The sequence below is a fragment of the Arthrobacter sp. P4_F10 genome, from assembly GCF_056401435.1.
Genome location: NZ_JBFUJJ010000011.1, coordinates 39,916 through 63,665 on the forward strand (window position 1 = coordinate 39,916; position 23,750 = coordinate 63,665).

The following is a 23,750-nucleotide window of genomic DNA, read 5'->3' on the forward strand; positions in this document are numbered from 1 at the left end:
GGCGGTGTTTGGCAGCGTGTTTGGGGGCGGGTGTTTGGGGCCAGTGCGGGACGGGTCCTAGCCCGCTGACGGTTTGGCGGACAGGGCCGGCAGCACATGGTCCGTCAGCAGCGGGGCGAGATCGCCCGGCAGCTCGGCGGCGAGGTCCAGCCAGCGGATCTCGGCGATTTCCGCCGACGGCCGGGCGCTCCACACCCCCGGAGCCGTGAAGACGGTGGCCTCAATCTGGGTGGCTGCCTCGTTGGCGGCATCCGCCAGCCAGCAGCCCAGCAGGTCCAGCCGGTCCGGGGCCAGCACGATCCCCACCTCTTCCTGGAGCTCACGCGCCGCTGCCTGGGCCGCCGTTTCGCCGGGCTCGGGTTTGCCGCCGGGATGCATGAACTTGTCGGTGCCCCGTTTCCGGACGGTCAGGAGGCGTCCGGAGCGATCGAAGACGCAGACGGCTGAGACGATAATGCGCGGGTTCACTCAGCCCGCCTTGCGTCCGGAGCGGCGTAAGGTGCTGCGTCGCCTGCTGCGTCGGGTGCTTCGTCTGGTTCTGCTTCCAGCCGGTGCAGGACGGACTCCAGCAACTGGTCTTTGGCGGGCCCGGTGACGTCCCAGCGGTAGCCGCATTCGTCCGGCCCGAGAAACCTGTACGTCACGCGGTAGGTGTCAGGGTCGCACCAGTGCACGTCCTGGTTGGCCTCCCCGGCAAAGCCCATGCGGTGGAACGGGCGGCCGTCCGGGAAGTACACGTCCAAAACATCGGGCGTGTCCGCCGGCTGCAACAGATATTCCCGGCTCGCCGGCCCGGTGAACGGCGCGCCGCCCACGGATGTCCAGCGTGCGGTGCCTTCTTCACGCCACAACAGGCCGCCGTCGTCGTTGGCCGTGAAGCGTACGACGCCGGTGAAGGTTCCGCTGGTCCCGGTGCTGCGGTCCAGCAGGGTGCGGTCGACGGACCAGGAGCCGCGCAGGTAGGCGCGGAGGTCAAAGTCCGGACCCGTGTCCGGGGTTTCGTCCGGGGCAGGAATGTTCAAGTGCCCTCGATTGGAATCGAACCAACGACACCGGCTTTAGGAGAGCCGTGCTCTATCCACTGAGCTACGAGGGCGGGCATCCGCGTGCGGGCGGCCAGGGGGCCGGTCCGGTCGGACACGGATATAAGCATACAAGGTGAGCGCGCGTACTACGCTCTTGGCATGACTGCAGGAACCACCGAGCTTTCCGCCGGAGCCCTCTACTACCCGGATGTGGCCGCGACCCGGTTTTACGTCGGGGCCCTGGCGAAGCTGAGCGTGCTGCAGTATTTCGTGGCGGAGGCGGCTGTGATCGGCGCCTGGGCGGGAGCGGAACAATACAGCCGCCGCACGGGCTACATCAGCGACCTCGGTGCTTTGGAGTGCGGGGATTTCGACGGCCGGGACGTTTGCTCGCCGGCGCATCTGCTGATGAACGCGTCCTTTGTGGTCCAGGGCCTTGGCATGGTGGTCGGTGCGCTCCTGCTCGGCTCTGCGCTTCTGTGCTGTGCCGCGCGGCCCGGCGTGCCCCTCAGGCGCGGCCGGATGCCGGGCCGGATGGCTGCCCGGGCGCACGGCCGGGCGGGCTGGGGCGCGGGAGCGGTGGCAGCAGGCGCCGCACGGTTGCTGACCGGCACCGCCGGGGCCGGAACGGTCATCGTGGGGCTGGTGCCTGAAGACACGGGATCAGCCTGGCACGTGGCCGGCGCCCTGATGTACTTCGCGGCCGGTGCCCTGGCGCTCCTGGTCCTCGGTTGGCTTTGGCTGCGGCAGACGCCGCTCGGGTGGTTCATTCTTGCCTGCGGCGCCGTGTCCCTGGCGGCGCTCATTGCGGGCGGCCTGACGGGCATGCACGTGCCTGAACCCGGCGCCCTGGAGCGACTCATGGGCTACCCCATAACGCTTGGCATCGCCGCGGCCGGACTGGTCATCGCCCAGCGGGTCCAGCACGAACGCACAGTGCGCAAGCTGGCCCGGGCCCAGGCCCGCTGAGGCATTTTCTGTGTGTCTGATGACTGGCAACCGTCTGAGCTTGCATTATCATGAGGGCACTCACCGGAACATTCCGGTGCGGGCGTGCGGGATTTGCCGTCGGCGCACGCCAGTATGCCGACTTTGCAGTCTTATGGGGACGAATGCCAGAGCAGCTTGTCTTGCCGCGCTTGGATGCGGAGAGCGTGACAACCGAACAGAAGGTTGCGGTCCGGCGCCTGCAATGGGGGGCCGAGGGGCGTTCCGTGTATGTCAGTTCCCGGCCCAAGAAAGTGAAGGAGCACCCCGTGATTGCCAAGACAACCGAGGAAGTCGACGGGGAAACGATTCCTTACCACGGCGACCGACGGCTGAACCGTGACCTCCGGGGCTCCACCGGCCGCCGCCGTCGAATTGCGGTGCGATGACGCTCGAGGCCCTGGCCGGGCCCGAGGGGCGGCTGCCGGACGGACAGCTGCCGGACGGACAGCTGCCGGACGGACAGCTGCCGGACAAGGCAGCCGGTGCCGCAGCCGGCGCTGGCCTGGGAGTGGCGGCTGTGGCCGCGCCCCGGGCGATCGACGGGGCCTTCGCGGACCGTGATGTGGACGGTGGTGTTGACGGCGCCGCGGCCCGTGCCATTGGCGTACGGATGATCGACGGCGGAATCATCGAGGTCCTGCTGCCCGCCAACGAGGAGATCGAGGGTCCGGAGGCGCGCATCGCCGGTGACACCGTCCGTACGCTCGCCGCGGGACGGCGGATGCCGGTGCTCCTGGTGATCACCGGCGTCGTCGGTGTCAGTATTGAGGCGCGGCAGGTCTACAGCGGTTCCATAGCGGCGACAGCGTTCGCCCTGGTGGGCGAGAGCCCCGTGGACCGGGTTATTGCCCACTATCTCCTGCGGTCCAGAAGCGAGACGATCCCCGCGCAGTTCTTCACCTCAGAATCCGCGGCCGTCGAATGGTTAAGGCAGTACACCCGTGAAGAATGAGGCGCCGGACCCCAGGCTGCATGCCCTCGTAGAAGGCATCGTGCGGATCGCCGGAGGCGATCTGAGCACCAGGATCCCGCATTCCGGAGCCCGCGACGACGTCGCCGCCGTCATTGCCGGAATCAACCTGATGGCCGATGACCTGCAGACCATATACCAGGAGCTGGAGGAGCGGGTCGAAAGCCGTACGGCCATGCTGCGAGCGGCGCAGGTGGAACTCGAACGCATGGCGCTCACCGACCCCCTGACCCAACTGGCCAACCGGACGGCACTGAACTCGGCCCTGAGCCATGCCCTGGCGGAGTCCTCGCGCGGCGAGATGCCCCCGGCACTGCTGATTCTCGATCTCGATTCCTTCAAAGGCATCAACGACACGCTCGGGCACAGCGCCGGCGACGACGTGCTGCGGGTCATCGCACGCCGGCTCCAGGACGCCGTCCGCGAAACGGATACTGTGGCGCGCCTCGGCGGCGACGAATTCGCCGTCATGCTGCCGAAGTCAAATCTGGTCAGGGCACGCAGGGTGGCGAACAGGATCCTCACGGCGCTCAGCGAGAGCCTCGCCGTCGGGGACCTGAAAATCACGTGCGGAACGAGCATCGGCCTGCGGATCGCGGAACCTGGCCAGTCCGTGGACGACCTGGTCATGGAGGCCGACACCGCCATGTACGCGGCCAAGGCCCAGCCGCACGGCAGCATCAAAGTGTTCGAACCGGCCCTGCTGTACGCCCGCCGGTTGCAGAGCGTCATGGTCACGGAAATGCGCGAAGCGATCCGGCAGGACCAGCTGACCCTGCACTACCAGCCGGTGGTGGACCTCGCCTCGGGCCGGATCGAGGGCGTCGAGGCGCTGGTCCGGTGGAATCACCCGGAGCGTGGTCTCCTCATGCCGGACCAGTTCATTCCCCTGGCCGAGGAAACCGGCATGATTGTGGACCTGGGCCACTGGGTACTGCGCAATTCCGTGCGTCAATTGCGCAAATGGCAGCAGGATCTGCAGGTGGACAGCGCGTTCAACGTCCGCGTCAACATTTCCACCACCGAACTTCAGAATCTCGAACTGATCGAACACGTGCGCGACATCCTCAGGGAAACCGGCGTCGACGCATCAAACCTGATCGTGGAGCTGACGGAGTCTATGGCCGTCAACGGCGGGGACGTCGACCAGTATTCGCTCAACGGCCTGCGGCGCCTCGGCGTGCAGCTTGAAATCGATGACTTCGGGACCGGCTATTCCTCCATTAGCTACCTGCGCAAGCTGCCGGTGAACGTGGTCAAGATCGATCGAAGCCTGATCAGCGGCCTCGGTGCCGACGAGCAACAGCGGGACTTTGTGGCCGCGGTGCTGCACCTCATTCACGCCTGCGGCCTCAAAGCGTTGGCCGAGGGCATCGAGACGGCGGAGCAAGCCGATGTGCTCCGGGAGATGGGCTGCGGCAGCGGCCAGGGCTACTATTTCGGCCGGCCGGCACCGGCGGAGGAGATTATGGCGCTGATCAACCGGGGTAAATTCGGTTCTTAGCGCCGGTCTTGATGGTTATTTTCGGAAGTTAAGCAGCGGCGGGTGCCGGAATCACTTCCAGCACCCGCCGCCTGTCAAAGCAGTCTCCGTTACTTCTTGATGGAGTCCGGCCACCAACCGATAGCGGCGACGGAGCTCTGGCCGGAGGTGTCGGCTGCAGCAGAAATCGCTGCGGAGGCGGACATGCCCGCGGCTGCCAGCGCACCGGCGACGAGGAGTGTTGCGAGGGTCTTCTTCATAAGGACTCCTGATACGTAAGAGGCTGATGTGACGCGTGTGACTTGTGGTGCAGATTTAGTATAGGGCCAAACGACACGCCGTTGGGTAACGATTCGTTCCGCTGCGAGCGGATTCGTGATATTCGCGCGAAGCTGCGGAAGTCCTGAGTCAATACTGCGCAGGTCTTGCTTGCGCGGTTTGTTCGTTTCCGCTCCCGCGGCAACGGATAATTGGGACATGCAACAAAGCTCCGTTTCACCCTCGTACGCCGCTGCAGAGCTGCAGGCGCGCGAGTTCCGGTCCAGCCACGACTTCCGCGAGGCCGCGAATGCCGCGCAGGCGGCGGCAGACATTGCCAGTGCCGAAGGTGATTCGTCTTCGTGGTGGCACATGACGTTGTTCCGGGCCGAGAGCCTCATTGCCGCCGGAGAAATTGAAGCTTGCGCGGAACTTGCCGCCACATTGATTGCTGAACCCCGGGACGGGAACCTGCAGCTCCAGGCCCAGGTACATATCCTCCTGGCCCTGACCCGCCGGGGCATGGGTCTGCTCGAAGAGGCCGCCGACGAGGCCAGGATCGCTGCGGACCTCATGGACGACGAGGACGACGTAGAAATCGCGGTCAAGGCCCGGCAGGCCCTCATTGCGGCTCTCGCCGACAGCGGGAGGCTTGACGAAGCGTGGGCGGAAAGCCTCGTCATGGCCGACATCATTTCGGGCGAAGTTGATGACCAAATCGTAGGTAAGGCGTACTGGGTCATTGGAAACGTCGCATTCCTTTGCAGCAAAGTCGCCGAGGGGCTCCACTATCACGAGCTCGCCGCTGCCACCTTTTCACCGGCCCGAAACCTCACTGTCTGGGCAAAATTCAACAAGGCGTCCGCGGCCATGCGGCTCGCAGCCGATGTTGCGGACGCGGACACCCTGCGCTGCATCGAACGCGCTGAGCTGGCCACCGACGTCATTGGCGGCACTGAGGAAGATCACGTACTGCTCAAACTAAACCGCGGACACTGGAATTTCCTTGCCGGGGACCAAAAAGCGGCGGTCGACACCCTCGAGAGCATCTTCCCGGTCCCCGAGAAAACATCACCGCAAATTCTGGGCGAGGTATTTCTGTTGCTGGGCCGGTCCCACGCCGCCTTGGGAAACCGGGCCGAGGCCCGGAAGTACTTGATGGAAGCCGCCGACCACTTTGAGAAATCAGGAGCCCCGCAACGTGCGGAGCAGGCCCTTGAATTCCTGAACGACGTGCCCTGACCCTGCGCTGAGGTGGACATGCCCTCCGCTGGACGTGAGCACTGGACATAATGGCAAGGTGTCCACCGGCCGGGCTTAAGGCTGGGCATGTCCCGCGCCCTGGGTCAGGTGCAAGGGAAGACTCCAGCCGCCGCGGCTAAGGCTGGGCATGTCCCGCGGCAGGGGAAGCAGCGGAGGCCTTGCGGCCGAGGAATACGGCCGCACCGCCGGCGACGAGGCTCAGCGCCAGGAGTACCCAGCCGGCGACGGTCAGCATGGACGCCAGGGCCACCTGACCGCCGTCGAGGTTTCCGGCCGACATCATTGCATCGATCACGGTGTTGCCCCACAGCCTGACCGCCGCAAAGAGCAGCGGCAGTGACCACAGCGCCCAGCGCAGGGATTTCCGGGCCACGTTGGTTCCGATCAGCAGCAGCCAGGTGAAGCCAAAGATCAGCGGGAAGAGCGTCCCGGCCGTTTTGTGGACGTAGCTCAGCTGGCCCACGGCGTCGGCGTCCATGGCCGCGCGCAATTGCTCCACGAACCCCTGGTCAAAACCGCCGATCAACGAGTCCGGCATTGCCAGGCCGTCCGACAATTGCGTGAGCTGGTTGAGGGTGAGGAGGTGCAGATACCAGAACAGGAAGAGGCTGGCCACGACGCCGGCGATCACAATCAGAGTGCTGTTGCTCTGTGCCTTCTGCGGTGTCCGGTTGGTGGTCGGATTGATCACCGGCGGGAGATGGTGCTGGGGGACCGCCGCGTTAGCGCCGTGCTTTTTGATCCGCTGCGCGGGTGTCTTGGCCATGGCTCCATTATCGCCCGTCCTGCACAGCATCCCGCGCCGGCTGTTCAGTGCCAGCGGGCGCCGTTAGTCTGGAACGCGTGACCGAACTAGGAAAACACCGGCTTGGCCGGCACAGCACCGCAGATCTCGACCCGTCACTGGACGACTACCAACTGGCCGAGGCCCTGGTCCGCGAGGCCGGCACGCTGGCGCTGTTGATGCGGCAGGCGGGGCTTGAGGGCAGGCAGAAGACGTCGGTCTCGGACGTGGTCACCGCGGCCGACCACGCCGCCGAGTCCTACGTGCTGGAACAGCTTCGGCGCTGCCGGCCCAACGACTCTGTTTTGGGCGAAGAGGGCGCCTCCGTGACGGGCAGCAGCGGCCGGACCTGGGTCATTGATCCCGTCGACGGGACATTCAACTTCCTGCACGGATCCACGTACTGGTGCTCGGCCATTGCCCTGAAGGATTCCTCCGGTGCAGGGCTCGGCGCCATCTTCCAGCCGGAGGAGGACAAACTCTGGCTGGGCGGGACGTCCCGGCCGGCCACGCTCAACGGCGAAAAACTGGTCACATTCCTCCCCAGCGCGTCCGGCGGCACGGGGCGTTCTGACACCCCGGTGTCTGAACTCGGCGCGGCAACGTACATCCACCCGACGTGGCTTGCCGATCCAATGTGTGCCATGCCCTGGCACGCAGCAGCGACGTCGGCGGCCGCACTTCGGATGTTCGGGTCCGGCTCCTGCGACCTCGGCCGGGTGGCGGACGGGCAGCTCGGCTGCTGGTTCCAGCACAGTTGCCCTGAATGGGACTGGCTGCCCGGGAAGGCCATCGTAGAAGCGGCGGGCGGGGCGACCGACGTCGTGCGCGTCAACGGACTGAACTGGTTCATCGCGGGAGGTGCGACGGCGGTGCGGCAGCTGCGCGCCGCGCTCAGCTCCGGCGCCGTCGGCTAGGCTTCCCGCCGGCAGGACCTGGCCGGAGGACATGCCCGTGCCGCGGTGCGGGTCCGGGGGACATGCTCATTCTTCGCGACCAGGACTGGGCATAGGGGGATTATGTCCACTGGGCACGGGCGGCGGAGGGCATGCTCGTTCCGCGGTGGTGTATCCGTGGGGCATGCCCATTCTTCAGGACAGCCTCCGTGGGGCATGCTCATTCTTCGCGGTTAGGACTGGGCATAGGGGGATAATGTCCACTGGGCACGGGCGCAGAGGCATGCTCATTCTTCGCGGTAAGGGCTGGGCATAAGGGGATTATGTCCACCGGGCGGGGGCAGGGGAGGGCATGTCCCGAGGGGCGGACGCCGCTGTCAGTGGCACCGCCTAGACTTGTTAACACCATGGATATGTTGTTTGACCCTTACGCCGACGGACCCTTCCAAGCTGCCTCCAGGACGGCGGCAGCCACAAAATCGTCCCTCGGAACGGGCGCGGCAGCGGTGGGTTCCGCTCCCGGCTGGGGCCCAAACAGCGCCGAGGGCGGCCACGAGAGGGACCGGGACGCCCCGCGGCTCCCGAACGCCGGCGAACTCCTCGAGGGGCTGAACCCCCAGCAGGAAGAAGCGGTCAAGCACGCCGGCAGCGCCCTGCTGATTGTGGCCGGCGCCGGGTCGGGCAAGACCCGCGTGCTCAGCAACCGGATCGCCTACCTGATCGCGACCCGGCGGGCGCACCACGGCGAGATCCTGGCCATCACCTTCACCAACAAGGCCGCGGCCGAAATGCGGGAACGGATCGAGGCGCTGGTCGGCGGCCGGGCCAAGACCATGTGGATCTCCACCTTCCACTCCTCCTGTGTCCGGATCCTGCGCCGCGAGGCCAAGAACGTCGGGCTCAACTCCAACTTCTCGATCTACGACTCCGCGGACTCGCTGCGCCTGATCACGCTGGTCGCCAAGAACCTGGACCTTGACCCCAAGCGCTTCGCGCCCAAGGCCATCCAGCACAAGATTTCCGCGCTCAAGAACGAGCTGATCGACGCCGACAGCTACTCCTCCAGCGCCAACTACAACGATCCCTTCGAGCAGGCCGTCGCCGAGGTCTTCAAGGGATACACCCAGCGCCTGCGCCAGGCCAACGCGATGGACTTCGATGACCTGATTGCCGAGACCGTCTACATGTTCCGGGCCTTCCCGGCGCTCGCCGACTCCTACCGTCGCCGCTTCCGGCACGTCCTCGTGGACGAATACCAGGACACCAACCACGCCCAGTACGCCCTGGTGCGCGAGATCGTCGGCGAGGGCCCCGACGCCGCCGAGCTTACGGTCGTCGGCGATTCAGACCAGTCCATCTACGCCTTCCGCGGCGCGGACATCCGCAACATCGTGGAGTTCGAGAAGGACTACCCGGACGCCCGCACCATCAAGCTCGAGCAGAACTACCGCTCCACCCAGACCATCCTCAGCGCCGCCAACTCGGTGATCTCCCGCAACCCCAACCGGCCGGAGAAACGGCTCTGGACGGCTGAGGGCGACGGCGAAAAGATCGTCGGCTATGTCGGCGAGAACGAACACGACGAGGCCCAGTTCATCGCGAAGGAAATCGACCGGCTCCAGGACGAGGGCAACCTGCGTCCCGGCGACGTCGCCATTTTCTACCGCACCAACGCCCAGTCCCGCTCGATCGAGGACGTCCTTGTCAGGGTGGGCCTGCCCTACAAGGTGGTCGGCGGCACCCGCTTCTACGAGCGCAAGGAGATCAAGGACGCCCTCGCCTACCTGCGGGTTCTGGTCAACCCGGACGACGACGTCAACCTCCGCCGCATCCTCAACGAACCCAAGCGCGGGATCGGCGACCGCGCCGAGGGTGCCGTGGCGGCCCTGGCCGAGCGTGAGCGCACCTCCTTCATGGCCGCCGCGCGGCGCGCCGAGGAGGCCCCGGGCATGGCGACCCGTTCGGTCAACGCCGTGCTGGGCTTCGTGAAGCTCCTCGACGACCTCGCCGAGGTGGCCTCCGGCTCCGGCGCGGCCGCGGCGCTGGAAGCCGTGCTGGAACAGACCGGCTACCTCGCCGGGCTGCGCTCCAGCACCGACCCGCAGGACGAATCACGKGTGGAAAACCTCGCCGAGCTGGTCGCCGTCGTCCGCGAATATGAACGCGACAACCCCGAAGGCTCCCTCGGAGCCTTCCTGGAGCAGGTCTCCCTCGTGGCCGACGCCGACCAGATCCCGGACGCCCCCGGGGCCGATATCGACGCCGCCGTCGCCGAAGCCAAGCGGCTCGGAGTCGTCACCCTGATGACCCTGCACACCGCCAAGGGCCTGGAATTCCCGGTCGTGTTCCTGACCGGCATGGAGCACGGGCTGTTCCCGCACCAGCGCTCCGCCACGGATCCCAAGGAACTGGCCGAGGAACGCCGGCTGGCCTACGTGGGCCTGACCCGGGCCCGGAAACGGCTGTACCTGACCCGCTCCGAGGTGCGCAGCATGTGGGGCCAGAGCCAGTACAACCCCGCGAGCCAGTTCATCGAGGAGATCCCGGCCGAGCTCGTCGAATGGAAGCGGGAAGGCGCCAGCCGCCAGAGCGGAGGATGGGGTAGCGGTGCCGGGATCGGTTCCAGCCGCTACGGCGGATCGTTCTGGGGCGCCGGGACCGCCCGCGGCGCCGGTGCCAGCCCGTCCGCGGGCTTCAACGCCGATGTTCCCGCCGCGGTGGCCAAGAACCGGGTCCAGCCGCAGAAGGAAGTCGTCGCCGTCAGCGTGGGGGACAAGGTCAACCACACCAGTTTCGGCAACGGCACCGTCCTGGCGGTGGAGGGCGCCGGGGACAAGACGGTCGCCAAGGTGAAGTTCGACGTCGGCGAGAAGCGGCTGCTGCTGCGCTACGCACCGCTGACCAAGCTGGACGCCTAGCTGAAGGCAGCGCTGGACGCACAGCTGGACGCCTAGCTGAACGCGCACGGCGGAGCCGGGGAGGCCGGTCCGCGCCGGCACCCGGAAGCCGGTTCTGGCCGCCGCCGCCCTCTTCCCGCCGAGGTTACGAACGCGCATCTGCCACGGCCGCGCAGGCCTTCGGCACGCCGTCGGACACCCCAAAAACCCCGTAATCTAGCGGTTTTTCTACGCTCCATAGAATAGTGTCCTTACTCACATAACCGGTACTCTGGAACGGGCTGGTCCGATCGAAGGACTAGAGTTCCCAAAGGAGCATTGCGCCGTGTGGCTCGTTTCCAAGCTTGTCGCAGGGTGCGTTTATTCCGCAGCCCGGTAACCGCGAGTACGTGGGGTCCGGCTGTACAGAAACTACTTCGACGTAGAAGGACACTAAACCGTGGACCTGTTTGAATATCAGGCGCGCGATATGTTCGAGGCGCACGGTGTACCCGTGCTTGCTGGCATCGTGGCGCACACCCCTGAAGAAGCAAAGGCAGCTGCCGAGAAAATCGGCGGCGTAACTGTCGTAAAGGCGCAGGTCAAGGCCGGAGGCCGCGGCAAGGCCGGCGGCGTCAAGGTCGCGAAGACCGCTGACGAAGCGTTTGAACACTCCACCAACATCCTCGGGATGGACATCAAGGGCCACACCGTTCACCGCGTGATGATCGCCCAGGGCGCAGACATCGCTGAGGAATACTACTTCTCCGTCCTTCTGGACCGGGCCAACCGCAACTACCTGGCCATGTGCTCGGTTGAAGGCGGCATGGAAATCGAGCAGCTCGCCGTTGAGCGCCCCGACGCCCTGGCCAAGATCTCGATCGACCCGGCCGTAGGCATCGACCAGGCCAAGGCCGACGAAATCGTCGCCGCCGCAGGCTTCGCTGAGGAACTGCGCGGCAAGGTCGCCAGCGTAATCCTGAAGCTCTGGGACGTTTTCAAGAAGGAAGACGCCACCCTCGTGGAGGTCAACCCGCTGGTCCTGACCGGTGCCGGTGACATCGTTGCCCTCGACGGCAAGGTCTCCCTCGACGAGAACGCCGACTTCCGCCACCCCAAGCACGCTCACCTTGAAGACAAGGACGCTGCTGACCCCCTCGAGGCCAAGGCCAAGGCTCAGGACCTCAACTACGTCAAGCTGGACGGCGAAGTCGGCATCATCGGTAACGGTGCCGGCCTGGTCATGTCCACCCTCGACGTCGTTGCCTACGCCGGCGAGAACCACGGCAACGTCAAGCCCGCCAACTTCCTGGACATCGGCGGTGGAGCTTCTGCCGAGGTCATGGCAGCAGGCCTCGACGTCATCCTGGGCGACCCGCAGGTCAAGTCCGTCTTCGTCAACGTCTTCGGCGGCATCACCGCCTGTGACGCCGTCGCCAAGGGCATCGTCGGTGCACTGGCCGAGCTGGGCCACTCCGCGAACAAGCCGCTGGTAGTCCGCCTTGACGGCAACAACGTTGAGGAAGGCCGCCGCATCCTGGCCGAAGCCAACCACCCGCTGGTTACTCTGGCCGCCACCATGGACGAGGGCGCCGACAAGGCTGCCGAGCTCGCCAACGCAGCGAAGTAGAGGGACTCGACTATGTCTATTTATCTGAACAAGGACTCCAAGGTCATCGTCCAGGGCATCACTGGCGGCGAAGGCACCAAGCACACCGCCCTGATGCTCAAGGCCGGCACCAACGTTGTTGGCGGCGTCAACGCCCGTAAGGCCGGCACCACGGTCCTGCACGGTGACACCGAGATCACCGTTTTCGGCACCGTTAAGGAAGCCATGGCGGAAACCGGCGCTGACGTTTCCATCGTCTTCGTGCCGCCGGCATTCACCAAGGACGCCGTGGTTGAAGCCATCGAAGCCGGCATCGGCCTCGTCGTGGTCATCACCGAAGGCGTGCCGGTCCAGGACTCCGCCGAGTTCTGGGCACTGGCCCAGTCCAAGGTCGATGCCAACGGCAAGCAGGTCACCCGCATCATCGGACCGAACTGCCCCGGCATCATCACCCCGGGTGAGGCGCTCGTCGGCATCACCCCGGCGAACATCACGGGCAAGGGCCCCATCGGCCTCGTCTCCAAGTCGGGCACCCTGACCTACCAGATGATGTACGAACTGCGCGACCTCGGCTTCTCCACCGCCATCGGCATCGGCGGCGACCCGGTCATCGGCACCACCCACATCGACGCCCTCGAAGCGTTCGAGGCCGACCCGGAGACCAAGGCGATCGTCATGATCGGCGAAATCGGTGGCGACGCCGAAGAGCGTGCCGCGGACTACATCAAGGCACACGTCACGAAGCCCGTTGTTGGCTACGTGGCCGGCTTCACCGCTCCGGAAGGCAAGACCATGGGCCACGCAGGCGCCATCGTCTCGGGTTCCGCGGGCACCGCCCAGGCCAAGAAGGAAGCCCTCGAGGCTGCCGGCGTCAAGGTCGGCAAGACGCCGTCCGAGACCGCCAAGCTCCTGCGCGAAGTCTTCGCGACCCTCTAGGTCCGAAGCACCACAGCACCACAGCAACGCGGGGTCACTTGCGGTTCATTCCACTCGGTGGGATGGGCAGCGAAGTGACCCCGCGTTGCCTCTTTAAGTACTACGGCTTTAAATACGACGGCGGCAGGCCACCTTCCCGGCGAAGGCGCCTGCCGCCGTCGAACTTTTTGAGATTTTGGGTCCAGCCCCTGCGGTCCTAGACCTTTGCCCCGGTGAGGAGTTCTTCAAGCCGTTCGTAGCCTTCGGACATGCCGCCCTCCATCCCGGACTGCGCCATGCCATCGCGCGCCTCCATGCTGGGGTAGACCGCGCGGGCGCTGAGCCGCGAACGGCCACCGCCGAGGTCCTCGAAAGTCAGGAACTCAATGCTCACCACATCTGGGTAGCCGTCGAACTCGAAGGTCTGGACGGCGAAGTCGTTCTCGCGGACGGTGTGGAAGACGCCGCTGAAAACATACGCGCTGCCGTCCGGCGCGGTGTGGGTGTAGCGGTAGCCGCCGCCTGTCCTGAAGTCGTAATGGCTAACGCTCATGGTCATCTGCCGCGGCCCGAGCCACTGGGCAACGAGCTCGGGGTCCTTGTGTGCCCGGAAGACCTCGGCCACGGGAAAGTCGAACTCGCGCTCGAAGTCAATGAAGGGCAGCCCCTCGGGGATGGTCAGTTTCAGTGCGTTGCTCATGATGCATCCTTTGCCTGTGTGCCGCCTCGGGCGGCGCGATTTTCAAGCACGGCGTCAAGGCTGCGGAACTGCCGCTCGCGGACCAGCCGGTACTGATCGATCCACGCGGTGAGCGCTTCCAGCCGTGCGGGGTTCAGGTGCACAGGCCGGCGCTGGGCGTCACGGGTGCGCGTGACAAGCTGCGCCTGCTCGAGGACCTGGATGTGTTTCGAGACCGCCTGCTTGGTGATCGCGAAGGGCTCCGCCAGTTCATTGACGGTGGCCGGACCCCGGCTGAGCCGGGCAATGATGCGGCGTCGGACCGGATCGGCGAGGGCCAGGAACGCCGCGTCGAGCTCGCCGTCGTCGCTGGAATCCACTTGGTGTCCCCACCTCCTCGGTGTCTGCCGAATAGGGCGGTAATCAACGTAGGGCGGTAATCAACGAATTCATTGATCAACCTTTAGGTTGTTAACGCTACGCCCGGCTTCACCTCTGCGCAATACCCCAATGCGGGGATCCTTAGCTCCTGTCCAGGCTGGTGGAACGGGCGCTGCGTGACCCGCGTGGCTGTGTGCTGCTCCGGAATCCTTGCGCAGCTCCGAATTACTTTCTTAGTATGTCAGGACAAACTACCGAAGGAGATGCGAGTGCCTCTCGTGCGAATCGACGTCAACCAGGGCCGCACTGCGGAGCAGCTTCGCGGCCTCAGCCAGGGAATCCATGCCGCCATCGTGGCCGAATTTGGCATTCCGGAGCGGGACTACTTCCACGTGCTGACGGAACACCCCGCCGGGCAGATTGTCGCCCAGGATGYCGGGCTCGGCTTCGAGCGGACGCCGGATGTGGTGATGATCCAGATATTCACCCAGGCCGGGCGCAGCCAGCCAACCAAGCAGTCCCTGTATGCCGCCATTGCGGACAGGCTGGCCGCTGTGGGGGTCGCCGGCGAGGACGTATTCATCGGATATGTCGAGAACACCGCGGGCGACTGGTCGTTCGGCTTCGGGCAGGCCCAGTATGTCACCGGCGAACTTGGAGTCCCCGGCAGGTAGCCGCAGGGCGCTTCCCCGGCCGCAATGACACCGGCGCGACGGAGCAATTCCAGCCCTCTGTGTCATGTTGTAAATATGTCAGTACAAACCTTTGACAGTACATGGATTCTAAGGCAAAGTAGTGGTTGTGGCCCGGCTCACGCCGGCCCCTAATCACCGAAGCTCCGGCTGCGCAAAGGTACCGAGTTCACACCAGAAAGGTCCACGATCACCGTGACCCACGAACTGCTCACGATCGGGCGCATCAGTGTTGATATCTACCCGAACGACATCGGGGTGGATCTGGAGGATGTCATGTCCTTCGGAAAGTACCTTGGCGGATCCCCGTCCAACGTGGCGGTCGCCGCTGCCCGCCATGGCCGCCGCACCGCCGTCATCACCCGCACCGGCGACGACGCCTTCGGCAAATACCTGCACCGCGAACTGCACAAGTTCAACGTGGACGACTCCTTCGTCACGGCGGTCAAGGAATGGCCCACCGCGGTCACGTTCTGCGCAATCAAGCCGCCGGAAGACTTCCCGCTCTACTTCTACGGACGCTTTCCCACGGCGCCGGACCTGCAGATCAAGGCCGAGGAGCTGGACCTGGACGCCATCAGGGATACCGGAATCTTCTGGTCCACTGTCACCGGCCTCTGCCAGGAGCCCAGCCGGACCGCMCATCTCACGGCCCACGAGGCGCGGCCCCGCACCGGTTTGAAGCCCGGACAGTTCACCATCCTGGACCTCGATTACCGCCCGATGTTCTGGGCCTCCGAGGAAGAAGCCCGGGAGCAGGTCGCCAAGATTCTGCCGCACGTCACAGTCGCGATCGGCAACGACAAGGAATGCGCCGTCGCCGTCGGCGAGGGCACCCCGGACGAACAGGCGGACCGCCTGCTCGCCGCCGGCGTCGAAATCGCCGTCGTGAAGCTGGGCCCGGAAGGGGTCATGGCCAAGACCCGCACCGAGCGCGTGGTTTCCGCCCCCGTGCCGGTGGAAACCGTCAACGGCCTGGGAGCCGGGGACTCCTTCGGCGGGGCCTTCTGCCACGGGCTCCTCTCCGGCTGGCCGCTCGCCCAGGTGCTCGACTTCGCCAACGCCGCCGGCGCCCTCGTCGCCTCCCGCCTGTCCTGCGCCGACGCGATGCCGACGCCCGAGGAAGTCACCGGCCTGCTCGCCGAACGCGGCCGCCTCGTGCCGGGCACCTACGCCACCGAAGGAGCAATACTGTGAGTGTCCACACCGCCTCCGCCGCCCTCGCGGTGAACGATGATCCCCGCCGCTACGAGCACCTGAGCATCATCCGGCTCGAAGACCCGGAAGCGATTGCGCGCGCCGCCAAGGCACGCCGCCGCCACCCCGGCGTCAGGGCCCATCGGCAGAACTTCATCGTCGCGGCCGACCACCCCGCCCGCGGGGCCCTCGCGGTCGGCAATGATCCCGTGGCCATGGCCGACCGCCGCCAACTCCTGGACCGCCTGCAGATTGCCCTGGCCAACCCGGACGTGGACGGTGTCCTGGCCTCGCCGGACATCATGGACGATCTGCTCCTGCTCGGCGCGCTCGAAGGCAAGCTGCTCTTCGGCTCGATGAACCGCGGCGGCCTCTCAGGCCTGGTGAACGAATTCGATGACCGCTTTACCGGCCACACCGCGGCCGCGCTCCAGGCCCTGGGCGCCGACGGCGGCAAGATGCTCACCCGCATCTGCCTCGGCGATCCGGACACGGTAGCCACCCTCGAAGCGACCGCGAGGGCGATCGACTCCCTCGCAGAGCGCAAGCTGATCGCCATGGTGGAGCCGTTCCTCTCCGTCCGCGAGAACGGCAAGGTCCGCAATGACCTCTCCACCAACGCCGTCATCAAGTCAGTCGCCATCGCCGAAGGCCTCGGCGCGAGCAGCGCCTACACCTGGATGAAGCTCCCCGTGGTGGCCGAGATGGAACGCGTCATGGCGTCCACCACCATGCCCACCGTGCTCCTGGGCGGAGACCCGGAGGGCAGCCAGGACGACGTGTTCTCCAGCTGGCAGGCCGCCCTCGCCTTGCCCGGCGTCCAGGGCCTGACCGTGGGCCGGACGCTGCTCTACCCGCAGGACGGTGACGTCGCCGGAGCCGTGGCAACCGCTGCCTCGCTGCTGCACCACACCGAATCCACGCGCACGAAGCCAGGCCACACCGAATCCACCCGCACCGAAGAAGTATCGGAGTAACTTCCCATGGGAATCAGCACTGCACCAGGAACACGCAGGATGACGGTCGCCCAGGCCGTCGTCGAATACCTGTCCAAGCAGTACACCGTCGATTCGGTCGGCGGCCAGGACTTCCGGGAACGCCTGATTCCGGGCACGTTCGGCATCTTTGGCCACGGCAACGTTGCCGGCGTCGGCCAGGCCCTCAAGCAGTACCAGCAGCTCGATCCGACGATCATGCCTTACTACCAGGGCCGCAACGAACAGGCCCAGTCCCACCAGGCCGTCGGCTTCGCCCGCCACACCCGGCGCCGCCAGACCTTCGCGATCAGCACCTCGATCGGCCCGGGTTCCTCGAACCTGCTCACCGGCGCGGCGCTGGCCACCACCAACCGGCTGCCCGTCCTGCTGCTGCCGAGTGACACGTTCGCCACCCGCGCCGCAGACCCCGTGTTGCAGCAGCTCGAACAGCCCTACGCCTACGACATCACCGTCAACGATGCCTTCCGTCCGCTGTCCAAGTTCTTTGACCGCGTCTCCCGGCCCGAGCAGCTGTTCTCCGCGTTCCACCACGGCCTCCGCGTCCTCACCGACCCGGCCGAGACCGGCGCGGTCACGATCTCGCTGCCCCAGGACGTCCAGGCCGAAGCCTTCGACGTGCCCGAGGAGTTCCTTGCCGAACGCGAATGGCGGATCCGCCGTCCGGACGCCGACGACGAGGACATCCGCCGCGCCGCCGAGGCCATCCGTGCCGCCAAGCGCCCGCTGATCATCGCCGGCGGCGGGGTGCTCTACGCCTACGCCAACGAGGAACTCGCCAGGTTGGCCGAGCTGACCGGCATCCCGGTGGGCAACACCCAGGCCGGCGTCGGCGTCCTGCCCTGGGACCACAAGTTCTCCCTCGGCGCGATCGGCTCCACGGGCACGACGGCGGCGAACGCCATCGCCGCCGAAGCGGACCTCATCATCGGCGTCGGCACCCGCTACGAGGACTTCACCACCGCGTCCCGGACGGCGTTCCAGAACCCGGACGTTAAGTTCATCAACATCAACGTCGCCGCGATCGACGCCTACAAGCACGGCACCTCGCTCCCGATCGTCGCGGACGCCCGCAGGGCCCTCGTGAAGCTGAACCAGGCCMTCGGCGGCTACCGGATCGGCGCGGACCTCGAGCAGCAGATCGCGGCGGAGAAGAAGCGCTGGGACGCCACCGTGGACGAGGCGTTCGACACCCGCTTCACCCCTTTGCCGGCGCAGAACGAGATCATCGGCGCCACCAACCGCGCCATGGACGCCCAGGACGTCGTCATCTGCGCCGCGGGCTCGCTCCCCGGTGACCTGCACAAGATGTGGCGCGTCCGGGACCCGTTCGGCTACCACGTCGAATATGCCTACTCCTGCATGGGCTACGAAATCCCGGGCGGCCTCGGCGTCAAGCGCGCAACCCTCGCCGAAGCCGCGAAAGGCGGGGCGCAGCGCGACGTCGTCGTCATGGTGGGGGACGGTTCCTACCTGATGATGCACACCGAACTCGTGACCGCCGTCGCCGAGCGGATCAAGCTGATCGTGGTCCTCATCCAGAACCACGGCTACGCCTCGATCGGCTCGCTCTCCGAGTCCCTCGGCTCCCAGCGCTTCGGCACCCAGTACCGCGCCCTGGACGAGGAGCAGCACAGCTTCGACGACGGCGACCGGCTCCCGGTGGACCTGGCCCTGAACGCCGAAAGCCTCGGCGTAAAGGTGATCCGGATCGAACCGGGGGAGAAGGTCATCGCGGAGCTCGAACAGGCCATCCGCGACGCCAAGGCCGCCCCCGAACGCGGCGGCCCGATCGTCATCCACGTCGAATCCGACCCGCTGCTGGACGCGCCCAGCTCCGAATCGTGGTGGGACGTTCCGGTCTCCCAGGTCTCCGAGCTCGACTCCACGAAGCAGGCCTTCCAGACCTACACCGACCACAAGGGCCGCCAGCGCAAGCTGCTCGGCTGATCCCCCTCGAACTTCAACCACTCAAGGAAGAGTCCCATGACTACCACCACGCACCAGAGCACCACTGACCAGAGCACCAAAACCATCCACCACTTCATCAACGGCGCCGAAACCGCAGGCGTGGGCACCCGCACCCAGCCCGTCTACAACCCCGCCACCGGCGCCGTCTCGGGCGAGCTGCGGCTGGCCAACCGGGAAGATCTCGACGCCACCGTCGCCGCGGCCCGCAAAGCTGCCGATTCCTGGGGCGACATCTCTCTGGCCAAGCGCACCGCCGTGCTGTTCAAGTTCCGCGAACTCGTCGCAGCCCACGTGGACGAGCTCGCCGAGCTGATCACCGCCGAGCACGGCAAGGTCCTCTCCGACGCCAAGGGCGAGATCGGCCGCGGCCTGGAGGTCATCGAATTCGCCTGCGGCATCCCGCAGCTGCTCAAGGGCGACTACTCGGACCAGGTCTCCACCGGCATCGACGTCTTCTCCTTCCGCGAGCCCCTCGGCGTCGTCGCCGGCATCACCCCGTTCAACTTCCCCGTCATGGTGCCGCTGTGGATGGCCCCGATGGCGATCGCCACCGGCAACGCCTTCATCCTCAAGCCCTCCGAGCGCGACCCCTCCGCCTCCATGCTGCTCGCCAAGCTGTGGAAGGACGCGGGCCTGCCCGACGGCGTCTTCCAGGTCCTGCACGGCGACAAGGAAACGGTCGACGGCCTGCTGACCCACCCGGACGTGGACGGCATCTCCTTCGTCGGCTCCACCCCGATCGCCCGGTACGTCCACGAGACCGCCACCGCCCACGGCAAGCGCGTCCAGGCCCTCGGCGGCGCCAAGAACCACGCGATCATCCTGCCCGACGCCGACCTCGACAACGCCGCCGACCACCTCGCCGCCGCGGCCTTCGGCTCCGCCGGCGAGCGCTGCATGGCCATCTCGGTCGCCGTCGCCGTCGGTGAAGCAGCCGACCTGCTGGTCAAGAAGGTCGAAGAGCGTGCCCTGGCCGTCAAGGTCAACAACGGCACCGCGCCGGGCGCGGACATGGGACCGGTCATCACGCCGGCGTCCAAGGAACGGATCGTGAAGATCGTCACCGAAGCCGAAACGGCCGGCGCCGCCATGGTGGTGGACGGCCGCGACCTCGTGGTCCCCGGCCACGAAGACGGCTTCTGGGTCGGCCCCACCGTCCTGGACCACGTCAAGACCGAAATGACCGCCTACACCGAGGAAATCTTCGGACCCGTCCTCGTGGTGGTCCGCGTGGAGGACCTCGACGCCGGCATCGCCCTGATCAACGCCAACCCCTACGGCAACGGCACCGCGATCTTCACCTCCTCCGGCGCCGCGGCGCGGAAGTTCCAGCGCTCCGTCACCGTGGGCATGATCGGCATCAACGTCCCGCTGCCCGTGCCCGTGGCATACCACTCCTTCGGCGGCTGGAAGGCCTCGCTCTTCGGCGACAAGCACATCTACGGCCCCGAGGGCGTGTCCTTCTACACCCGCGGCAAGGTGGTCACCTCCCGGTGGCCCGAACCCACCCACGCCTCCGGCGCCTCCTACAACTTCCCCTCCAACTGACTCCCCACCGCCACCCTGGCCTCGCAAGTCCCCACCGGCTCCCAGCCTTCGCAAGCTCAGGTAGGGGCCCTCGCCGGTAGGGCCCCACGGCCAGGGAACCCTGGCGGCGTGGGCCCACCCAACAACCACGATCGACTGCTCCGTAGCCGCCGTTTTGAACGTCCAAAAGGGCACTTGCGGAGCAATCGATGAGAAGGAATCGGAATGACTGACAACAAGCTGATCATTGGCACCGCGCCGGACTCCTGGGGCGTCTGGTTCCCGGATGACCCCAAGCAGACCCCGTGGGAACGCTTCCTCGACGAGGTCGCCGAATCCGGCTACAAGTGGATCGAGCTGGGCCCTTACGGCTACCTCCCCACCGATCCGGCCCGCCTCGCCGAAGAGCTCAAACAGCGTGACCTGAAGATCTCGGCCGGCACCGTGTTCACGGCCTTCCACCGCGGCCTGGACCAGTGGGACACCGCGTGGGAACCGGCCCGCAAGGTCGCCGAACTCACGGCAGCGATGGGCGGGGAACACATCGTGGTCATCCCGGCCATGTGGCGCGACGACGTCACCGGGGAAGCCGTGGAGAGCGGCGAACTCACCGAAAAGGCGTGGAGCGACCTCTTCACAGGCCACAACCGCCTCGGCAAGACGCTGCTGGAGGATTTCGGCCTGAAGCAGCAGTTCCACTCGCATGCCGACTCCCACGTCGGCGCGCAGGAGGACATCGAAACCCTGCTCGCCGCAACGGACGCCAAGTACCTCAACCTCTGCCTGGACACCGGCCACGCCGAATACTGCGGAGCCTCCAGCCTTGAGCTGATCAAGAACTACCCGGACCGGATCGGCTACCTGCACCTGAAGCAGATCAACCCGGACATCCTCAAAAAGGTCAACGCCGAAAACATGACTTGGGCCGCCGCCAACCTGGCCGGCGTCATGACCGAACCGCCGAACGGCCTGCCGGACCTGCGCGCCGTCATCGAAGCCGTGGAGGCCCTGAACCGGCCGATCTTTGGCATTGTGGAACAGGACATGTACCCCGTGGCCTTCGACGTCCCGATGCCGATCGCCAAGCGCACCCGCAACTACCTGCTCTCCTGCGGCTCCCGCACCGCCGTCAACTAGAACCCGAAGGAACCCACCATGACAAAGATCCTCCGCGTGGCCGTCATCGGCGCCGGCCGTATGGGCGCAGACCACATCCAGCGGCTCAACACCCGCATCCACGGCGCGGAAGTCGCCGCCGTCGTAGACGTCGACCTCGCCCGGGCGCAGGCCGCCATCGAGGGCATCCCGGGCGCCGTCGCCCTGGCCGACGCCGAGGAAGCCCTCAACAACGGCGACGTCAACGCCGTGCTGATCGCCACCCCCGGCTTCCTGCACGAGGACATCCTGCTCAAGGCGATCGCCAAGGACATCCCGATCCTCTGCGAGAAGCCGCTCACCCCGGACGCCGGGTCCTCTTGGAAGATTGTCGAGGCCGAGCAGAAGCTGGGCCGCAAACGCATCCAGGTCGGCTTCATGCGCCGCTTCGACGCCGAATACGCCGCGCTTGGCAAGATCATCCGCGACTCCGAACTCGGTGAGCTGCTCATGCTGCACCACCAGCACCGGAACCCCACCACCCCGGCGGGCTTCACCAACGAGATGCTGATCAACGACTCCGTGGTGCACGAATTCGACGCCATCCGCTACTTCACCGGCGAGGAAATCACGTCCGTCCAGGTCCGCCTCGGCAAGGCCACGAGGAACGCGCCGGCCGGGCAGCACGACCCGCAGCACGTACTGATTGAGACCGAGTCCGGCGTCCTGGCCGACGTCGAGATCTACGTCAACGCGAAGTTCGGCTACGAGGTGGCCACCCAGGCTTCCTTCGAGGACGGCATCGTCAGCATCGGCGGGGACAAGGGCCCGTACACCCGCAGCAGCGGCCGCTGGGGCGGCGAGGTCACCCCCGGCTTCGAGGAACGCTTCGGTGCAGCGTACGACGTCGAAATCCAGTCCTGGGTGGACGCGGCCCTGCGCGATGAGATCGGCGGCCCCACCGCCTGGGACGGCTACGCCACGGCCGCCTGCTGCGAGGCCGGCGTCGAGGCGCAGAAGAACGGCGAAAAGGTCGCCGTGAAGCTCAACGCCAAGCCCGCCCTTTACCGCTAGGAACCCTGCCGGCCGGCGCCCTCTACTGCTAAGACGGCGCCGGCCGGCCGCGCGTCCGCCAGATCCACAATGGAGTGTTCACCGTGAAAATCGCCCTTGACCCCACCCCGTTCCACCACAGCCACGGACTACTCGAGTTCCCGCGCGTGGTGGCCGACCTCGGCTACAAGTACATGCAGATGACCCCGCACGCCGATTTCATCCCCTTCTTCAACCACCCGAAGGCCGACGACGAGCTCGTGGGCAAGCTGAAGGCGGCCTGCAAGGACGCGGGAATCGAAATCGCGTCGGTGCTGCCCGTGCTGCGCTGGTCCGGGCCGGACGAGGACGCCCGCGAGGCCGCCGTCCGCTACTGGAAGCGCGCCATCCAGATCACCGTGGACCTCGGTGTGAGCACCATGAACACGGAGTTCAGCGGCCGGCCGGAGAAGGCCGAAGAGTCTGAGCGGGCCTTCTACCGCTCCATGGAGGAGCTGCTCCCCATCATCGAACGGGAGGGGATCGACCTGCTGATCGATCCCCACCCGGACGACTTCGTCGAGGAGGGCCTGGCCGCGATCCGGGTGATCCGCGGGCTGAACTCGAAGAATGTGGGCCTGGTCTACGTGGCCTCGCACAGCTTCCACATGAAGAACGCACCGCTGGAGATCATGCGGGCCGCCGGCGACAAGCTGCGCCTGGTCCACGTCGCCGACACAATGGACCACCACGCCTCGCACGGACTGCGCTACATCACCAACCCGCCCGGCAACCCCGTCCGGGTGCACCAGCACCTGAAAATCGGCGACGGCGACGTCAACTGGGACGAGTTCTTCGGCGGCCTGCAGGAGATCGGCTTCCTCGACCGTGACGACACGGTGATGGTGTCCAGCGTTTTCGCCGAGGACGACAACGCCGCTGACGTCTCCCGGTACCAGCTGGAGACCATGAAGCAGCAGATCCAGAAGGTCAGCCTATGACGGCGCCCGACAGAACGTCGTACGACATCACAGAGTCCGACAGAACGGCGCCAAACTCAGTTCCGCCCGCGGCAGCATCTGATTCTGCGGGCCAGGCAAAGGCGGCCCGGA

The 23,750-nt window shown here is 66.3% G+C and carries 22 protein-coding genes and 1 tRNA gene; 16 read left to right on the top strand and 7 right to left on the bottom strand.

Features of this window, described 5'->3' with window-relative positions; translation table 11 throughout:
• Positions 1-57 precede the first annotated feature (57 nt).
• The 3 genes from AC1DR1_RS13290 to AC1DR1_RS13300 all read right to left on the bottom strand — a co-directional run bounded on the left by AC1DR1_RS13290 (position 58) and on the right by AC1DR1_RS13300 (position 1,096).
• Positions 58-468 (bottom strand): NUDIX hydrolase, encoded by a 411-nt coding sequence (locus AC1DR1_RS13290; protein WP_229993796.1) that lies wholly within the window; start codon positions 466-468, stop codon positions 58-60.
• Positions 465-1,022 (bottom strand): DUF6314 family protein, encoded by a 558-nt coding sequence (locus tag AC1DR1_RS13295; protein ID WP_476992719.1) that lies wholly within the window; start codon positions 1,020-1,022, stop codon positions 465-467. The genes AC1DR1_RS13290 and AC1DR1_RS13295 overlap by 4 nt, the downstream gene beginning before the upstream one ends.
• Before the next feature lies 1 nt (position 1,023).
• Positions 1,024-1,096, bottom strand: a tRNA-Arg gene (locus AC1DR1_RS13300).
• 88 nt (positions 1,097-1,184) lie between these two features.
• Here AC1DR1_RS13300 and AC1DR1_RS13305 point away from each other — a divergent pair.
• The 3 genes from AC1DR1_RS13305 to AC1DR1_RS13315 all read left to right on the top strand — a co-directional run bounded on the left by AC1DR1_RS13305 (position 1,185) and on the right by AC1DR1_RS13315 (position 4,489).
• The gene (locus AC1DR1_RS13305) at positions 1,185-1,994 is read left to right on the top strand and encodes a DUF998 domain-containing protein (protein ID WP_476992720.1); all 810 of its coding nucleotides are present in this window, start codon (positions 1,185-1,187) and stop codon (positions 1,992-1,994) included.
• Positions 1,995-2,397: 403 nt separating this feature from the next.
• Entirely contained in the window at positions 2,398-2,967 is a 570-nt protein-coding gene (locus tag AC1DR1_RS13310; protein ID WP_476992721.1) for a DUF7793 family protein, read from the top strand.
• The gene (locus tag AC1DR1_RS13315) at positions 2,957-4,489 is read left to right on the top strand and encodes a putative bifunctional diguanylate cyclase/phosphodiesterase (RefSeq protein ID WP_476966917.1); all 1,533 of its coding nucleotides are present in this window, start codon (positions 2,957-2,959) and stop codon (positions 4,487-4,489) included. The genes AC1DR1_RS13310 and AC1DR1_RS13315 overlap by 11 nt, the downstream gene beginning before the upstream one ends.
• An 89-nt stretch (positions 4,490-4,578) precedes the next feature.
• Here the strand turns inward: AC1DR1_RS13315 and AC1DR1_RS13320 are convergent, their stop codons facing one another.
• Positions 4,579-4,728, bottom strand: coding sequence for a hypothetical protein (locus AC1DR1_RS13320; protein WP_229993791.1), 150 nt, complete (start codon positions 4,726-4,728; stop codon positions 4,579-4,581).
• Between the two features lie 217 nt (positions 4,729-4,945).
• Between AC1DR1_RS13320 and AC1DR1_RS13325 the strand changes: the two genes are divergently transcribed.
• Positions 4,946-5,968 (top strand): tetratricopeptide repeat protein, encoded by a 1,023-nt coding sequence (locus tag AC1DR1_RS13325; RefSeq protein ID WP_229993790.1) that lies wholly within the window; start codon positions 4,946-4,948, stop codon positions 5,966-5,968.
• Positions 5,969-6,104: 136 nt separating this feature from the next.
• On the opposite strand, the gene AC1DR1_RS13330 is transcribed toward AC1DR1_RS13325, so the two are convergent.
• On the bottom strand, positions 6,105-6,755 hold the full coding sequence (locus tag AC1DR1_RS13330) for a hypothetical protein (RefSeq protein ID WP_476992722.1): 651 nt from the start codon (positions 6,753-6,755) through the stop codon (positions 6,105-6,107).
• 77 nt (positions 6,756-6,832) lie between these two features.
• Between AC1DR1_RS13330 and AC1DR1_RS13335 the strand changes: the two genes are divergently transcribed.
• The 4 genes from AC1DR1_RS13335 to sucD all read left to right on the top strand — a co-directional run bounded on the left by AC1DR1_RS13335 (position 6,833) and on the right by sucD (position 13,090).
• Complete coding sequence (locus AC1DR1_RS13335) at positions 6,833-7,690, top strand: inositol monophosphatase family protein (RefSeq protein WP_229993788.1); 858 nt, start codon at positions 6,833-6,835, stop codon at positions 7,688-7,690.
• 392 nt (positions 7,691-8,082) lie between these two features.
• Positions 8,083-10,587 carry a DNA helicase PcrA gene (pcrA, locus tag AC1DR1_RS13340; protein ID WP_476992738.1) on the top strand — a complete coding sequence of 835 codons (2,505 nt, stop codon included), beginning with the start codon at positions 8,083-8,085 and terminating at the stop codon, positions 10,585-10,587.
• 418 nt (positions 10,588-11,005) lie between these two features.
• Positions 11,006-12,175, top strand: a complete 1,170-nt coding sequence (gene sucC / locus AC1DR1_RS13345) for an ADP-forming succinate--CoA ligase subunit beta (protein ID WP_476992723.1) — start codon at positions 11,006-11,008, stop codon at positions 12,173-12,175.
• A gap of 12 nt (positions 12,176-12,187) precedes the next feature.
• Positions 12,188-13,090 (top strand): succinate--CoA ligase subunit alpha, encoded by a 903-nt coding sequence (sucD, locus tag AC1DR1_RS13350; protein ID WP_018776033.1) that lies wholly within the window; start codon positions 12,188-12,190, stop codon positions 13,088-13,090.
• Positions 13,091-13,286: 196 nt separating this feature from the next.
• Here the strand turns inward: sucD and AC1DR1_RS13355 are convergent, their stop codons facing one another.
• Both AC1DR1_RS13355 and AC1DR1_RS13360 read right to left on the bottom strand, forming a co-directional pair.
• Positions 13,287-13,769: an SRPBCC family protein gene (locus AC1DR1_RS13355; protein ID WP_476966921.1), complete on the bottom strand. Its 483-nt coding sequence runs from the start codon at positions 13,767-13,769 to the stop codon at positions 13,287-13,289.
• A complete protein-coding gene (locus AC1DR1_RS13360; protein ID WP_476966922.1) occupies positions 13,766-14,128 on the bottom strand; it encodes an ArsR/SmtB family transcription factor in 363 nt (120 codons plus the stop codon). The genes AC1DR1_RS13355 and AC1DR1_RS13360 overlap by 4 nt, the downstream gene beginning before the upstream one ends.
• 270 nt (positions 14,129-14,398) lie before the next feature.
• Here AC1DR1_RS13360 and AC1DR1_RS13365 point away from each other — a divergent pair, with 270 nt between their 5' ends.
• The 8 genes from AC1DR1_RS13365 (at position 14,399) to AC1DR1_RS13400 (ending at position 23,639) form a co-directional block, all read left to right on the top strand.
• A complete protein-coding gene (locus tag AC1DR1_RS13365; protein WP_476992724.1) occupies positions 14,399-14,803 on the top strand; it encodes a tautomerase family protein in 405 nt (134 codons plus the stop codon).
• Between the two features lie 213 nt (positions 14,804-15,016).
• The gene (gene iolC / locus AC1DR1_RS13370) at positions 15,017-16,018 is read left to right on the top strand and encodes a 5-dehydro-2-deoxygluconokinase (protein WP_229995784.1); all 1,002 of its coding nucleotides are present in this window, start codon (positions 15,017-15,019) and stop codon (positions 16,016-16,018) included.
• Positions 16,015-16,995, top strand: coding sequence for a Cgl0159 family (beta/alpha)8-fold protein (locus tag AC1DR1_RS13375; protein ID WP_364747600.1), 981 nt, complete (start codon positions 16,015-16,017; stop codon positions 16,993-16,995). The genes iolC and AC1DR1_RS13375 overlap by 4 nt, the downstream gene beginning before the upstream one ends.
• A gap of 39 nt (positions 16,996-17,034) precedes the next feature.
• Positions 17,035-18,963: a 3D-(3,5/4)-trihydroxycyclohexane-1,2-dione acylhydrolase (decyclizing) gene (gene iolD, locus AC1DR1_RS13380; protein WP_476992725.1), complete on the top strand. Its 1,929-nt coding sequence runs from the start codon at positions 17,035-17,037 to the stop codon at positions 18,961-18,963.
• A gap of 36 nt (positions 18,964-18,999) precedes the next feature.
• A complete protein-coding gene (locus AC1DR1_RS13385) occupies positions 19,000-20,532 on the top strand; it encodes a CoA-acylating methylmalonate-semialdehyde dehydrogenase (protein WP_476992726.1) in 1,533 nt (510 codons plus the stop codon).
• A 204-nt stretch (positions 20,533-20,736) separates the two neighbouring features.
• Positions 20,737-21,648 carry a sugar phosphate isomerase/epimerase family protein gene (locus AC1DR1_RS13390; protein WP_229995908.1) on the top strand — a complete coding sequence of 304 codons (912 nt, stop codon included), beginning with the start codon at positions 20,737-20,739 and terminating at the stop codon, positions 21,646-21,648.
• 18 nt (positions 21,649-21,666) lie between these two features.
• Positions 21,667-22,680, top strand: a complete 1,014-nt coding sequence (locus AC1DR1_RS13395; RefSeq protein WP_476992727.1) for a Gfo/Idh/MocA family protein — start codon at positions 21,667-21,669, stop codon at positions 22,678-22,680.
• 83 nt (positions 22,681-22,763) lie between these two features.
• A complete protein-coding gene (locus AC1DR1_RS13400) occupies positions 22,764-23,639 on the top strand; it encodes a sugar phosphate isomerase/epimerase family protein (protein ID WP_364747607.1) in 876 nt (291 codons plus the stop codon).
• Positions 23,640-23,750 lie beyond the last annotated feature (111 nt).